This window comes from Tenacibaculum discolor (assembly GCF_003664185.1).
Taxonomy (GTDB): domain Bacteria; phylum Bacteroidota; class Bacteroidia; order Flavobacteriales; family Flavobacteriaceae; genus Polaribacter; species Polaribacter discolor.
Genome location: NZ_RCCS01000010.1, coordinates 23907 through 39471, shown reverse-complemented (window position 1 = coordinate 39471; position 15565 = coordinate 23907). Strand labels below are relative to the sequence as shown.

Here is a 15565-nt window from a genome sequence, read left to right as displayed (position 1 = left end):
TTTCAAAAAAAGAGTAGATGAAGAAATTACAGTTTTTACTATTAGTTTGTATTTTAACTTTTACCGTTTCTTGTGGTCAGCAAAAGCGTTACGTATCTTACAAAATCCAAGAAGGAGAAACGATGCGAGACGTTGCGGATCGCTTAGACATGAAAACAAAAGATTTATTACGTTTAAATCCAGATGTTGGAAGACGTCCAGATGCAAACACGGTAATTGTAATACCTAATCCTAAAATTAAAAAGAATACTTCTTCATCTACTACTTCTTCTCCTGAAGAAGAAACTGTAGATACTACTGATACTAATGATGTTGAGGATACAACTCCTGAAACTAATGAAGATGATACTGTTTTTAAACAAACAATTGTTGAATATGAGACTCACGAAGTTCAAAAAGGAGAAACTGTGTATCGTATTACAAAACAGTACGGTATTACCAAAGATGACTTAATTAAATTTAATCCTGAATACACTAATATTCAAAGTAATAATTTAAGTATAGGTCAGGTATTAAAGGTTAAGGAAATCAAGAAAACTATTACTATTGATAAAGAAAAAGTTTTAGAAAAGTTCTTAACGCATACTGTAAAGAGTAAAGAAACTATGTATAGTTTAACTCGTTTCTACAATGTATCCAAAGAAGATTTATTACGTTTGAATCCTGAATATCCAGATTTAGCTGATAATAAATTATCTATAGGTCAATTATTAAAAATTAAACCCATTGAAGAAGTAAGTAAAAAAGAAAATTATACTTTTTATAAAGATTCTATTGAAACTGACACTTCTATAAACCTTGCTATTTTACTTCCATTTAAAGCTGACGAGTATAACTCTCAATCCAGTAAAGATATTTTTGAAGGAAACCAATTAGCAAATATGGTTACTGACTTTTATCTTGGGGCAGAGATAGCTATTGACTCTATTAAAAAGCAAGGAGTACAAGTAAATGTTAATGTTTTTGATACAGGAAACAGAGGGAAAAATATAACTACTATATTAAAAGACAAAAAACTAGAAAATACCGATGTAGTTATTGGTCCTTTTTACTCTGATAAAGCAGAAGTTGTTGCTCGCGATGTAAACGCTCCTGTAGTTTTTCCTCATTACTCTAATAAACAAAGTAAGTTTTCTTCTTCTAAATTAGTTAAAACTTCTCCTGAGAAAAATAATTATGTGAGTTATTTAGCTTCTTATTTAAAAGACAGCTATAAAGACCAAGAAATTTTTATTGTAAGTGATGATCAAAAAGAAACTAATACGAGAGTTTCTAAAATTATTTCTGAGCTAAAAAAACATGATAGTATTAATAACATACATGTTTTAAAACCAGAAAAAGGCTACATAAAAAGAGACCGTTTTACTAGCAAAATGTCTTCTAAAAGACATAATTGGGTGATTTTTGCTTCTGAAGATAATGTAGTGGTTGCTGACGCCCTAAATAGTATGATAAGCCTGCCTGATGAAACTATAGTTCAAGTATTCGCAACTAATAAAGGTAGTGCTTATGATAAAATTGACAATAATAAGCTTGCCAACATTAATTTCACTTATGTTTCTAACACTTATTCTGATGAAGATGCTATAGAAACGAAAGATTTTAATAACAAATACTTACAAAAAAATAATACCATTCCTTCAGATTATGCTATCAAAGGCTTTGATATTACATATGATATTTTAATGCGTTTAGCTTCTGGATATCAACTTTCCGATACTTTTAAAAAAGGAGTCTCTTTACGTGTCGAAAACAAATTTGATTATCATAAAAAAATATTTGGTAGTTCTGGAAATCAAGGGTTATTTATTGTTAAATACAATCGAGATTTAAGCTTAATTAGACTTAGATAAATCTCTATCTCATAAATAAAAAAGCCAAAACTAAAAGTTTTGGCTTTTTTATTATTCATACATTTCTTTATAATATTTTTGGTACTCTCCACTTGTTACACGATTAATCCATTCATTATTTTCCAAATACCATTTTACTGTTTTTTTTATACCTTCCTCAAATTGTAAAGACGGTTCCCAGCCTAATTCATTTTTGAGTTTTGATGAATCTATAGCATACCTATAATCATGTCCAGCTCTGTCTTTTACATAAGTAATTAGTTTCTCTGAAGTTCCTTCCTCTCTTCCTAATAGCTTATCTACTGTTTTTATAACCACCTTAATTAAATCAATATTCTTCCATTCATTAAAACCTCCAATGTTATATGTATCTCCTAATTTTCCTTTGTGAAAAATAACATCAATTGCCTTAGCATGGTCTTCCACATACAACCAATCTCTCACATTTTCTCCTCTACCATACACCGGTAAAGGTTTGTTATTACAGATGTTATTGATAAATAATGGAATCAATTTCTCTGGAAACTGATTAGCTCCATAGTTGTTAGAGCAGTTAGAAATTACTATTGGTAAACCATAGGTATCAAAAAAAGCTCTTACAAAATGATCAGAAGATGCTTTCGATGCTGAATAAGGAGAATGTGGGTCGTAAGCTGTTGTTTCAGTAAAATACCCTTCCTTATTCAAAGAACCATAAACCTCATCGGTAGACACATGGTAAAACAACTTGTTTTCAAAATTGTCTTCCCAATAGCTTTTAGCTACCTGTAATAAACTCAACGTTCCCATCACATTAGTTCTGGCAAAAGAAAAAGGATCTTTTATAGAGCGATCTACATGCGATTCAGCTGCTAAATGAATTACTCCATCTATCTTGTATTTTGAAAAAATATCAGCTACAGCATCATAATCACAAATATCCGCCTTTACAAAGGTGTAATTAGATTTACCTTCAATATCTTTTAAATTTTCTAAATTTCCAGCATATGTTAGAAGGTCTAAATTGATGATATTATAATCAGGATAGTTGTTTATAAACAAACGTACCACATGCGAGCCAATAAACCCCGCTCCTCCAGTAATTAATATGTTCCTCATAAAAGTTTACTATATAAACTTTTCAAATTTACTAATAAATAAATGGAGTTTCTAGCTCTTTAAGAGTTGAAAGTTGTTGGTCTTTTGGAGAAAGTATTGCCTCTTCTGAATTAATTTTCCAATCAATATTCAAAGTAGTATCATTCCAAATAATTCCAGAATCGTATTCTGGTGCATACCAATTATCTACTTTATATGCAAAAATGGCTTCTTTAGATAAAGTAACAAACCCATGTGCAAACCCTCTCGGTATAAATAGTTGCTTTTTATTTTCTTCGGATAATTCTACGGTGATATGCTTACCATAACTTGGTGAATCTTTTCGGACATCCACAACTACATCTAATACTTTTCCTTGAATACAACGCACTAGTTTAGCTTGAGCAAAAGGTGGTTTTTGAAAATGCAGTCCTCGTAAAGCTCCAAAAGTGGATTTTGATTCGTTATCCTGCACAAAGTGTATCTGTTCGATATGTTCTTCAAATTCCTTTTGATTGAATGATTCAAAGAAATGTCCTCTTTGATCTCCAAAAACTTTCGGTTCAATAATTACAACTTCTGGAATCTCTGTTTTCGTAAAAATCATTACTATTCTTTTGCTAGTTTTAACAAATATTGTCCATAACTGTTTTTTTGTAAAGGCTCTGCTAACTTTTTTACTTGCTCTATATTAATATAGCCCATATACAGCGCTATTTCTTCTATACAAGCCACCTTTAACCCTTGACGTTTCTCTATCGTTTCTATAAACTGACTAGCTTCTAATAAAGAATCATGTGTTCCGGTATCTAACCATGCATAGCCACGCCCCATTAACTCAACCTTTAGCTGTTCGTTTTCCAAATAATGCTGGTTTACCGAAGTAATTTCTAATTCTCCTCTTTGAGATGGTTGTACATTTTTAGCTACTTGAATCACATTGTTCGGATAAAAATACAAGCCAACCACTGCATAATTAGAGTTTGGTTCTTTGGGTTTTTCTATGATAGAAATTGCATTTCCGTTAGTATCAAAATCTACTACTCCGTAACGTTGAGGGTCTTTTACATTATACCCAAAAACAGTTGCTTTATTGTTCTCTTTTATATTTTGAATTGCAGATTGTAACATTTCAGGCAATCCGTGGCCATAAAAAATATTATCCCCTAAAATCAAGCAAACATTATCATTTCCTATAAACTCCTCACCAATAATAAATGCTTGTGCTAACCCATCTGGAGATGGCTGCTCTGCATAACTAAGATAAATTCCTAGGTCACTTCCATCTCCTAATAACTTTTGAAAACTGGGTAAATCATCTGGAGTAGAAATAATCAATATTTCTTTAATTCCTGCTAACATCAATACCGATAACGGGTAATAAATCATAGGCTTATCATATACCGGAAGCAACTGTTTTGATACTCCTTTGGTAATCGGATATAAACGTGTTCCTGATCCACCTGCTAATATGATTCCTTTCATTTAATAAATGTTATTTACGAGTATGCTAATTTATAGAAAAAATAAAGCTCAGGAAAAACCTGAGCTTTATTTCTATTTTATTCTTGTTTTTGTTGCCATTTCCAAGCGGAAAGCAATGCTTCTTCTAATGTTTCTTGAGGTTTCCAACCTAAAATTTCATTAGCCTTTGTAGTATCAGCGTAAGCTGCTGTGATATCTCCTTCTCTTCTTGCTACTATTTTAGAATTTAACGATTGTTGAGTAACTTCTTCAAAAGTCTTTATAATCTCCATTACAGAACTTCCTTTACCTGTTCCTACATTGAAAAACTCAAAATTCTCTTTATTTTGTTTGTCTAGCAAACGTTGTAAAGCTTTCACATGTGCTTTTGCAAGGTCTACTACATGAATATAATCACGAATGGCGGTACCATCTGGTGTTGGGTAATCATCTCCAAAAACAGCTAGTTCTTCTCGGATACCAGCAGCTGTTTGTGTAATAAACGGAATTAAATTTTGCGGAACACCTAATGGTAACTCTCCAATTTTTACAGATTTATGTGCTCCTATTGGGTTGAAGTATCGTAAAGCTATAGCATTCATGTCGTACGCTTTACAACTATCTTTTATAATTTCTTCTCCAATTTGCTTGGTATTCCCATAAGGAGATTCAGCAATCTTTACCGGTGCATCTTCTGTGATAGGCAGTTCATCTGCTTGACCATACACCGTACATGACGAACTAAATATAAAATGGTCGATGTTTCGACCTTTCATTTCTTGTAACAAGTACACTAAGGCATTAATGTTGTTTTCGTAATAGTCTAGAGGTTTTTGAACACTTTCCCCAACCGCTTTAAAAGCCGCAAAGTGTATCACTCCTTCAATTACATTTTCATTGAAAAAATTATGTACTATTTTCTTATCTCGTAGATCTATTTGATGGAATTCAGGTTTAATTTCAGTAATCTCGGTAATTTGCTCTAATACTTCTATTTTAGAGTTTGATAAATCATCAATAATTACCACCTTAAAACCTGCTTTTTGCAGTTCTACCACTACATGCGATCCTATAAAACCTAAACCTCCTGTGACTAATATTTTTTTCATTCCCTAATCATTTTCAAAATTACCTCTTTTATTCGTACTCTGTCTTCATCACTTAAATTAGAACCTGAAGGTAAACATAATCCGTCTTCAAATAATTTTTCTGAGACATTCCTTCCGTAATATTTACAGTCTTCAAAAACGGGCTGTAAGTGCATGGGTTTCCATAACGGACGAGACTCTATATTCTCTTTTTCTAATGCTAACCGTAACTCTTCCCTTGAAAAACCTGCTTTTATTTCTTCAATAATTACAGTACTTAACCAGTGATTTGAAAAGTATTCTGATCTTGGTTCTATAAGTACAGAGATTCCTTCTATACCTTTGAATAACTCTTGATAGAATTGGTTATTAACTCTCCTTAAATTTATATGTTTATCTAACACTTCCATTTGACCACGGCCTATACCTGCCACAATATTACTCATACGATAATTGTACCCTATGTATGAGTGTTGATAATGAGGAGCATTATCACGTGCTTGGGTAGCTAAAAAGATGGCTTTTTGTTTATCTTCTTCACTCTTACATACCAAAGCACCACCACCAGAAGTTGTGATTATTTTATTTCCATTAAATGATAAAATACCTAAATCTCCAAATGTACCACATTTTTGACCTTTGTAAGTTGATCCTAATGCTTCAGCTGCGTCTTCAATTAAAGTAATCTCATATTTTTTTGAAAGAGTAAGAATTTCATCCATTTTAGCTGGCATTCCATATAAATGCACCACAATAATTGCTTTTGGTTTTTTCCCTTTAGCTATTCTATCTTCAATAGCCTCTTCCAATACCTTTGGACAGATGTTCCAAGTTTCTTCTTCACTATCTATAAAAACAGGAACTGCTCCTTGGTAAGTAATTGGATTTGCCGATGCAGAAAAGGTCATACTTTGACACAACACCTCATCTCCGTTAGTTACTCCTGCTAAAATCAATGCTAAATGCAAAGCCGAAGTACCAGAAGCTAAGCAAGCTACTTTTGAATTTTCTCCAACATACTCCTCTAAATCTTGTTCAAAACCGTTTACATTTGGTCCTAAAGGAGCAACCCAATTAGTATCAAATGCTTCTTGCACATATTTTTGTTCCCCTCCGCCCATATGTGGTGAGGAAAGCCATATTTTTTCTTTCATTTTACTTCTTTTATTTACTAGGATAATCTTTCACTCTAATGACCAATAACTTTATTTATGTTTTGTAATTTAATTAACTTTAAGTAATCTATCACATTTAGAAAACATTACACCTGACTTATAATTTGAAAATGAACTTATATCATTACTTCCTTTTAACCATTCAATAAAAATTGCCGCTGTATTATTTCCCGCTTCATGAGAAAATGGATACCCTCCTCCGAAACGTGGATTTAACTCTAAAACATATAATTCTCCTTCATATTCGAAAATATCACAATCAAGATTTCCAATATGTTTTAAAGCTGTACCTAGTAACTTACCAATAATCTCAAAACGATTATCTATTATAGATTTAGCTTTATCTGTTTCTCCTGATCGCATTTGTATTTTTTCACGTACAAAAGTACCAACATAATCATTATTAAAATCATTCAATACATCCATCCCATATTCTTTTCCAGAAATTTTTTCTTGAATTAAAATCGCGTGCTCTATATCTTCCATACTTGCTTCTGCAAGAATAGTACGTTTTAAACGTATAGTTTGTAGCTTATAAGCAAGCTCTAACTCCTCTAAATCTTCAGGAAAATCTATACCTATTGAAGCGCTTCCCCACCTAGGTTTTATGACCAGTGGAAAGTCCAATTCTCCAGTTTCCAGAGCTTTTTTAGCTTCATTGATATCAATAAAGGTTTTTGGTGACTTTAACCCTATATTTTCTAAAAATTTTACTGTCTCCCATTTATCAAAGGAAATCTTAATGACATCTTTATCAGATACAATAACTTTGGCTCCTAAGTTTTCTATTTTAGTTTTAGCCTCACTTAAAATAGGTAATTCTAAATCATTTAAAGAAATAACACAATTTATTTGATTTTCTTTCACAATTTTTAAAAGTGATGGTATATAGTCATCATTATAGATTGCTGGAACTATAATGGCTACATCTGCATCTACTAAAGCAGGAGCTGTGAGTTGCATATCTGTAGCAAAGACTTTTCCTGTTCCTTTCAGTGCTTCTTTAAAATAGTTGATTAGGTAGTTTCTTCTACCTGCACATGTAAAAAGTATATTCATTTATTTTCTTTTTTCTCTAACTTTATATAAAGGTGTCATACTAGGAACTACTGAAATATCTTGACTCTTAAGTACTTTTAAAAAAGTTAAGTAAAGTATTTTTACGTCCATTATAAAACTTACATTCTTAGCGTATTTGACATCAAGAGCCAATCGATCATTCCATTCTAAAAAATTTCTTCCATTAACCTGAGCTAACCCTGTTACGCCTGGTCTTACACTATGCCTTTCTAACTCTCTTTTTGTATAAAAATCTAAATAAGACTCGAACAAAGGTCTTGGTCCTACAAAAGACATATCTCCTTTTATAATATTAAAAATTTGAGGGATTTCATCTAAAGATGTTTTTCTTAGAAATCTACCTACCCTCGTAATTCTATCTTTATTTGGTAGAGGGTTTCCTTCTTTATCAAAAGCATCAATCATTGACTTAAACTTAATGACATGAAAAATTTGATTATTAAGTCCTGGTCTTTTTTGTGTAAAAAAAGGGGTCCCTTTATAATAAAAAAACAAAAACACTATCAAAATTATATAAACAGGAAAAAAAAGAAGTAAAAACAATAAAGCTCCTATAAAATCAAAAAACCTTTTAAATTTATTTTTATACATATTATTCTTTATCTTTTACGTATCGTTTATGTTTAGCTGGTGTTCCTGTGACAATAGAATAATTTTCTACATTTTTAGTTACTACAGACCCCATCCCTATAACACTAAATTTACCTATTTTTAGCTTACCTCCTATAGTAGAATTCAAACCAAAATAAGCAAAATCTCCAATTTCTAAATGCGAACCAACAGTACAGTTACCAGCAAAAAAAGCATGATTACCTATTTTATTATCATGTCCTACTAAGGCACCAGACATTATCCTACAACAGATACCTGTTTCAACCCCTGCTGAGATAGAAGCATTAGGCATTACTACACTGCCTGCTCCTAACTTTACATTTGAAGCAACATACGCTTTAGGACTAATAAAAGTAGCTAATCTATTCAAAGGAATATTCAATGATTCAAATAATTTTTCACGATCTTTTTGCCCATCAATCTTATAAACTGTATTTATAAAATAATATCCTTCATCTAATAACCTTTTAATATCTTGTTTTCCACCCAGAATAGGAAGTCCATCTATATTTTCATGGGTTTCCATATCATTTAAATATCCTGACATTATATATTCTGTATATCCTTCTTTGTTAGCATCTGCAATAGCCATTCCTATAGTAGAAGCTGCTCCAATACCACCAAAGATTATCACTTTTTTATTCATCTCTATTTATTCTGTATTTTCTTATATTTTTCTAAAATTTTATTTGCTTTTAACACAAAAGGAGGTCCTATAAATTTACCATTCATAATAGCTACTCCTTGATTGTTTTCCCTTGCTTCTTTATCTAATTTTAAAATTTCTTTTGCTTCTTTAATATCTTGTTCTGATGGAGAAAAATACCTATGAACCAAAGGAAGTTCTAATGGATTTAAACAAAGCATCCCTTCATACCCTAATTTTTTGGATAGAATAAGATTTTTCTCTAAATCTTCTAAATCTTTAACTCTTACATGAACTGTATCAATAGGTATTACTTTACAAGCTCTTGCTGCCATTGCAATCATATTTCTAGGCACAAATAGACTTTCATGATCCAAATCATGCTGCCCTTCTAAATCAGCAATAAAGTCTTCTGAACCGTAGGCTATAGCAATTACTCTTGAAGAAGCATTGCAGATATCTTGTGCATTCAAAACAGCTGAAGCTGTTTCTATTAAAGGGATTATTTTAAACGTTCCTACTGGTATTCCTTTTTCGTATTCTATTGTTTCAAGCAGTTTATCAAAAAAATAGATATCTTCTCCTTTTTTTGCTTTTGGATACATAAATCCAGATATTCCATCAATAGTTAATTGATTTACATCTTTTAGCAACTGTCCGCTTTCTCTATCATTTATTCTTGGGAATATTACTTTTTCTTTAAAAGCACCTTCACTAACCATTTTCCTTACCAAATCACGTGCCTTTTGTTTGTTTTCCAAAGGCTGTACTGAATCTTCTATATCAAAAAGTAAAATATCTGTATTAGTTTTTATAGCACTATCCATTAACTTTTTGTTATGAGCAGGAACAAACAACAAACTTCTCATTAAATAGTCACTCATTTTATTTTTTTTTAGGAATTAATACTTTTCTTCTAAAACTTAAAACAGGTTTATTATACTGGTTATATGCTATTGTTTCAACATATACAATACCTCTGTCGTTTTTGGACTTAGACTCACGTTTATCTAATACCGTTGTTTTTGCGCTAATCGTATCGTTAACAAAAACAGGTCCTATATGATTTACACTTTCGTATTCTAAATTAGCGATAGCTTTTCCACTAATATCTGGTACTGTTATTCCAACAACCAAACTAAAAACCAATGTTCCAACTACAAGGATTTGTCCGTGTTGATGATCTTTAACATGTTCTAAGCTTAAATGAACCGGGTGGTGATTCATTGTAAGTAAGCTAAAAAAGTTATTATCACTTTCAAAGATTGTTTTTGTTAAAGAGTGATTGATTGTTTCCCCAACGTTAAAATCTTCAAAATAGTTTCCTAAATTACTTGTTCTCATAATATTTTAAAATTTTATTAACTTTTTTTAAATGTGGTCTTTCAATAATTTGACCTTCTATTACTGTTGGAGAAAATTCTTTTTCGTTTAAAACTTTACTCAGTTCTTTCTTAATTCTTTTTGCCCATTCAAATTCATCTTTTGAATATAAATTCAGTTCTTTTAACTGCTCTAATTGCCATGGATGAATATAAAATTTAGCATCATAGCCTTTTTTTACTCCGTCTAAAATTTCATTTTGAAAGTCGGTTTTATTTTTTAATTCCATTGAAGCAATGTCTATTGCTAAAACATTTACAGAACGAGCATAGAGTAAAAGATGCTGTCTTAAAAATTCTAAGTTTTGTAAATTATGAATCCCTCCTATTTCTGCCATTAAATCATGACTCCCAATACCAAGTCCAGTTAAAAACTCTTTATAATCAAATAAAATATCTTTTATCTCAAGAAAAAGCCTTGATGTTTCAACAAGAATAATGATTTTAATAACATCACTATTTAAACCTTTAACTATCTTTTTAAAATGCTTTTTACCTTCTATTTTAGGGAAAACAAATTTTGTAAACCCTGACGCTATTAATTTTTTTAATAAAGATACATCTAATTTTTCTTCGTCATCATATAACGGAACTCTCACATAATATTGTCTTAGAGAATCATCTTTTATAAGGTTATTCAATAAATCTAATCGTTCAGAAAATTTTACTGCATCTTCTAAATCAATAATAATATCAGTTACCCCAAGGTTTTTAATATCCTGTATTTTATGCAATCGTGTACCTGGAACAAAAAAATAGCTTTCCATTTTTATAAAGATTTATATTCTTTTAATATTTCACTCCAAACATACCTTCTCTCATAGTTAGTCTGCATAATTTCTCTACTCTTCAACCCCATTTTACCTGACTCTCTTTTATTAACTAAACACCACTCCATACTCTCTTGTAATTTCTCAACATTTTTTACAGGAACAATCAATCCATTTTCTCCATGATTAATAATTTCGTTACAACCGTTAATATCTGAAACGATACAATTTAACTGCATAGCTGCTGCTTGCATTACAACGTTTGGAAATCCTTCGCGGTAACTTGGAAAAGTTAATACATTTGCCATTGCAAAATAATCAATTACATTTGTTTTATAGCCTACAGCATGTATGTTTGAATGATTATTTATCAAATCTTCTACTTCATGTTTTAATGGGTCGAGATGTTTTTCGAAACTTCCTACCAGAAGCAAATGTGTATTTGTTTTTTTACTATAAATATTGTTAAAAGCTTGCACAAGCTCATTTATTCCTTTATCTCCTACTACTCTACCTACAAATAAAAAAACAAAATCATCACCCTTTATTCCCAAGCTATTTCTTATTCCGCTCTTCATCTCTTCTGAGATTAATGTAGGGTCAAATTGAGTAGTATCTATACCATTGGAACTTCCTTTTCCTATAACTTTTATTTTTTTTGGAGAAGTAAATCTTTCTTTTAAAATAATTTTTTTAAGTCCATAGGAGTTTGGGTATACCTTTGTCGCACAAGCATAAGTTAACTTTTCTGCTTGATTTAATATCTGACGTTTTGTGCCTTTTGCTACTATTAAAGGCATACCTGCAACTGTATGTAAGCGGTGTGGTACATTTGTAATTTTAGCAGCTAACATTCCAAGCAAACCTGCTTTTGGCGTATGGGTATGAACTATTTCTGGTTTTTCTTTACGAAAAAGTTTTATCAACTGAATTAAAGCTTTTAAATCCTTAAATGGAGAAATCGTACGTGTCATTTCTATTGCAACAGTATCTACCCCTTGATTTTCACTTACATCTTCTAATGCTTTTCCTTTACTAGAAACACCTATTACTTGATATCCATTTTGAGTCATAAACTTTAATTGACCTTTCAATAACCCTCTTAAAGATTGCGGGACTGTCGTTACTCGAAATAGTTTTATTTTTTCCATATAATTATTTAGTTATTTTTGAGAAGAAAAATAGTTTTTAAACACACATACCGCCAAAAAGTTTCTTTTGAAAAACATCTAGAGGAACTCTTAAAAAACCTTCAAAGGCTCCTAAATCATATAAATATATATTTACAAGTCCTATAAATAGGAAAAAAAAGAAATCTTTTACATTAAAATCTTTTAATAAAGATAAAACTATAAATGGTATAAAACTTCCGATGATTCGACCTGATATAGGAGTTAAAAAATACCCTGTAGTATATATAACCAAACCTATTATTGCTAACTCAAAAGCAATCTCATTAAAAAAAACATCTTCTTTCTTTTTTCTTTTAAAAAATAACAAATAAAAAAATACAATTAACCATAATAAGAAAGCTCCCCCTCCTGAAGAAAATTGAAATCCTTCATAACTCTGTTTAGCTTGTATCATTTGTAATGCCATCATAAACGTAAAAGAGAAAAGCAGTCCAAACGAATAAAATATTATTAACTTAGTATAGTAACTCCACTTAAATTTAAAAAATACAATTAAATATATGCTATAAAACAAGGTTAAAATATAAAAAGAGTTATGTATTAACCCTAAAATTAGTAAGAGTATCAATACTTGGCTTCTTTTTTTAAAAAGAGGTATTAATAATATCATAAATGACAAACCTAACCCTTGCCTTATTGTTACTAATTGCATTCCTAAAGACTGAGCTTGCACAAAAAGAAAAAATATGGTTAATATTGCTATTAAAAAATTTTTACTTCTATAAAAACAAAAAAAACAAACAGAAAAAGAAATAAAAAAAACAATTAAGTCAATTGTTAATCTAGGATCACTGAAAAGTAATAATAAAGCTTTGTTTATCAATAAAAAAAGAGGTTCAAAAAAAAGATATCCTTTTGCTCCTATATCTTCTAAAATATCTGTTGAATAAGTTGCATATATTAAGTAGTTTCCTCTATCCTTAAAGAGAAAAGATGGTAATGAAGATAGCCATGAACCATATATAAAAGCTATAGATAAACTATAAAAAAGCTTGATAAACTTATTAAATTTATTTTTTTGCATTTACTTTATTATAATATTTTTAGTAGTTCCTTTTATTTTAAATTCACCTTCCTTTACGCTTTTTTTAACTATCACTTTAATTTTTTCAAAGTTAGAGTTCTTAAACACTCTTAAGTCTGTAGTGTTATTTATTCCTCGTATATTTTCAATCTCTAAACTTCCTGTAACTACTGGTAATAAAGAATATTTCTCAGGTATTAAATTCATTAACCCTAAGGCTACTTTTGAGCTATTGTCCATATGATTTTTTACTCTAATATTAACATGATTTTCATTTCCATTTAGTTGATTTAAGCAAAAAAAAATTCCTTGATTAAAATTATTAAAAGTATAAACGTTATCTATCAAAATATCTTTTAATTCTTCATTGTTATTATTAGGCTCTAAATCTATTCCTGCTTGTGGATTTGTTCCTTTTGTATTAGAAACAATGATATTGTGTATTATTAACCCCTTTACATTTATTACAGATATCCCATTCCTTCTATTTTTGTCAATTAAACCGTAACTTAAAAGTATGTTACTGCTACCTTTTCGAGCCAATGTCCCAATATAAACTCCATCTCCCCAGCATTTACTTATGTTAGCATTTATTATTTTAACATTATGTGATCCTCTAATCGAAATTCCCATTCCCCATTCTCCATTGCCCCCTATATGTCTATCTCTATCTCCAATTATTTTCGGGGAGAAAATTTTAACATCTTTTCGATTATGAATTCTAATAACTTCGTACTTTTTTTTTGAAGATGCCTTTAAAATTAATCTTGATTTTTTTTTGAAAAGAATGTTTTGGTTATCTCTTATATCCAAACCAAAATCGTTTATCAGTATAGGAAAGTTGGGCATTATAACATTTAAGTTTTCATCAATTGCTTTTTGTAAATTGTGAGTATAATCAATTGTCCCATTCTTTACATAGTTCTTTGGTAAATAATTAACTGCTTTTACAAATTCCCCTAACCTTAAATTCTTCTTAAACTCTTTTTTCTCTTTAAATTTTTGTACAAAATCAGGTACATTATTAATCTCTTTATATGAATAACGTTGTCCAAAAAAGTATGTCGACACGAAAAAAAACAAAAAAAACATTATTCTTTTTTCAGAAAATTGTTTTTTAATAAGTTTCATTCTTATATACATTTATATATTTTTTCACCATTGTTTCTATTGAAAAATTATTTGATCTATGATAACATTTTTCTGCCACTTCTTTATAAAAAGTTTTGTTTTCATATAATTTTAGTATTTTTTCAGCTAATGAATCACTATTACCTTTCTCAAATAAAAGGCCATATCCTTCTACTATTTCTCTTAATCCATCAACACTAGATGCAATTACAGGTTTTTTTGATGCCATTCCCTCAACTATTGCTAAGCCAAACCCCTCATAATTAGATGACAATATAGCTACATCTGAATAACTATATAATTCGGGGATATCATATCTCTTTCCCGTAAAAAAAACTCTATCTTTTAGTCCTAACTTAAATACTTGTTTTTCTCTTTCCTTTCTTAATTCTCCATCCCCAACCAGTAACAACTTTATACTTTCAGGTAATTTTGTTAACGCTTTTATCAATGTTTGTTGATCTTTTTGTTCTCTAAAACTTGACACCTGAATAAGAACAAAGTTTTCTTTGTCAAAAAAACTATACTTTTTTTGATATCTTTTTTTTTGAAAATCATTCAAGTTTATCCCATTTTCAATAACCTTCAACCTGTTATCGTCTCTTTTTAGGTATCCTTGTAAATTTTGATAAGTGGCTTGTGAGATACATCCTATAAAATCTAATTTAGAATAAATGTACTTGTCAATTTTTTTAAATAATTTATTTCCCCTTCTTCTATTTTCTGTACTATGTTCTGTATAAACAATTGGCTTTTTACTGAAGGATAAAATTTTCGCAAAGACTACCCAATATAAAGCAGGAAATAAATGTACATGTATCAAACTATACTGTTTTAAAAAAGGAATAATCTTAATAATTAAAAAAGGATTATAAACAGATCCTCTTGTTAATCCAGTAACAGTACCATTTGTTCTAGCCTCTAATTGAGATCTAAACTCAGTTTTATCATCTTTTAAGACTAGTACATCTACTGACAATTTCTTTTTTTGATATTCAGGAATGCTATCTACAATTAACTTCTCTGCCCCTCCTGTATTTAATGAGGAAATTACATGCAGTATTCTCATC

16 protein-coding genes are annotated in these 15565 nt (G+C 30.1%); 1 reads left to right on the top strand and 15 read right to left on the bottom strand.

Going from position 1 to position 15565, the window contains the following annotated elements:
• The first annotated feature begins 17 nt into the window (after nucleotides 1-17).
• The gene (locus C8N27_RS13635) at nucleotides 18-1853 is read left to right on the top strand and encodes an amino acid ABC transporter substrate-binding protein (protein WP_121148123.1); all 1836 of its coding nucleotides are present in this window, start codon (nucleotides 18-20) and stop codon (nucleotides 1851-1853) included.
• 51 nt (nucleotides 1854-1904) lie between these two features.
• Here the strand turns inward: C8N27_RS13635 and rfbB are convergent, their stop codons facing one another.
• The 15 genes from rfbB to C8N27_RS13560 form a co-directional block, all read right to left on the bottom strand.
• The gene (gene rfbB, locus C8N27_RS13630) at nucleotides 1905-2951 is read right to left on the bottom strand and encodes a dTDP-glucose 4,6-dehydratase (RefSeq protein WP_121148119.1); all 1047 of its coding nucleotides are present in this window, start codon (nucleotides 2949-2951) and stop codon (nucleotides 1905-1907) included.
• A gap of 31 nt (nucleotides 2952-2982) precedes the next feature.
• Nucleotides 2983-3537, bottom strand: coding sequence for a dTDP-4-dehydrorhamnose 3,5-epimerase (gene rfbC, locus C8N27_RS13625; RefSeq protein ID WP_121148117.1), 555 nt, complete (start codon nucleotides 3535-3537; stop codon nucleotides 2983-2985).
• Between the two features lie 2 nt (nucleotides 3538-3539).
• Nucleotides 3540-4415, bottom strand: coding sequence for a glucose-1-phosphate thymidylyltransferase RfbA (rfbA, locus tag C8N27_RS13620; protein WP_121148115.1), 876 nt, complete (start codon nucleotides 4413-4415; stop codon nucleotides 3540-3542).
• Between the two features lie 77 nt (nucleotides 4416-4492).
• Nucleotides 4493-5503 (bottom strand): UDP-glucose 4-epimerase GalE, encoded by a 1011-nt coding sequence (gene galE, locus C8N27_RS13615; RefSeq protein ID WP_121148113.1) that lies wholly within the window; start codon nucleotides 5501-5503, stop codon nucleotides 4493-4495.
• Nucleotides 5500-6636 carry a DegT/DnrJ/EryC1/StrS family aminotransferase gene (locus C8N27_RS13610; protein WP_121148110.1) on the bottom strand — a complete coding sequence of 379 codons (1137 nt, stop codon included), beginning with the start codon at nucleotides 6634-6636 and terminating at the stop codon, nucleotides 5500-5502. The genes galE and C8N27_RS13610 overlap by 4 nt, the downstream gene beginning before the upstream one ends.
• Before the next feature lie 69 nt (nucleotides 6637-6705).
• Entirely contained in the window at nucleotides 6706-7716 is a 1011-nt protein-coding gene (locus C8N27_RS13605) for an ATP-grasp domain-containing protein (RefSeq protein ID WP_121148107.1), read from the bottom strand.
• Nucleotides 7717-8328 carry a sugar transferase gene (locus tag C8N27_RS13600; protein WP_121148104.1) on the bottom strand — a complete coding sequence of 204 codons (612 nt, stop codon included), beginning with the start codon at nucleotides 8326-8328 and terminating at the stop codon, nucleotides 7717-7719.
• Nucleotide 8329: 1 nt separating this feature from the next.
• Nucleotides 8330-8995, bottom strand: a complete 666-nt coding sequence (locus C8N27_RS13595) for an LbetaH domain-containing protein (RefSeq protein WP_121148102.1) — start codon at nucleotides 8993-8995, stop codon at nucleotides 8330-8332.
• Nucleotides 8996-8997: 2 nt separating this feature from the next.
• Nucleotides 8998-9879, bottom strand: a complete 882-nt coding sequence (locus C8N27_RS13590) for an HpcH/HpaI aldolase/citrate lyase family protein (protein ID WP_121148100.1) — start codon at nucleotides 9877-9879, stop codon at nucleotides 8998-9000.
• 1 nt (nucleotide 9880) lies between these two features.
• Nucleotides 9881-10339 (bottom strand): MaoC family dehydratase, encoded by a 459-nt coding sequence (locus C8N27_RS13585; RefSeq protein ID WP_121148097.1) that lies wholly within the window; start codon nucleotides 10337-10339, stop codon nucleotides 9881-9883.
• On the bottom strand, nucleotides 10326-11144 hold the full coding sequence (locus C8N27_RS13580; protein WP_121148095.1) for an aldolase/citrate lyase family protein: 819 nt from the start codon (nucleotides 11142-11144) through the stop codon (nucleotides 10326-10328). The genes C8N27_RS13585 and C8N27_RS13580 overlap by 14 nt, the downstream gene beginning before the upstream one ends.
• Nucleotides 11145-11146: 2 nt before the next feature.
• Nucleotides 11147-12298 (bottom strand): glycosyltransferase family 4 protein, encoded by a 1152-nt coding sequence (locus C8N27_RS13575; RefSeq protein WP_121148093.1) that lies wholly within the window; start codon nucleotides 12296-12298, stop codon nucleotides 11147-11149.
• Between the two features lie 37 nt (nucleotides 12299-12335).
• Complete coding sequence (locus C8N27_RS13570; RefSeq protein ID WP_121148090.1) at nucleotides 12336-13364, bottom strand: EpsG family protein; 1029 nt, start codon at nucleotides 13362-13364, stop codon at nucleotides 12336-12338.
• On the bottom strand, nucleotides 13365-14495 hold the full coding sequence (locus tag C8N27_RS13565; RefSeq protein WP_167444757.1) for a right-handed parallel beta-helix repeat-containing protein: 1131 nt from the start codon (nucleotides 14493-14495) through the stop codon (nucleotides 13365-13367). It lies immediately after the preceding gene.
• Entirely contained in the window at nucleotides 14482-15564 is a 1083-nt protein-coding gene (locus C8N27_RS13560; protein WP_121148084.1) for a glycosyltransferase, read from the bottom strand. The genes C8N27_RS13565 and C8N27_RS13560 overlap by 14 nt, the downstream gene beginning before the upstream one ends.
• Between the last annotated feature and the right edge of the window lies 1 nt (nucleotide 15565).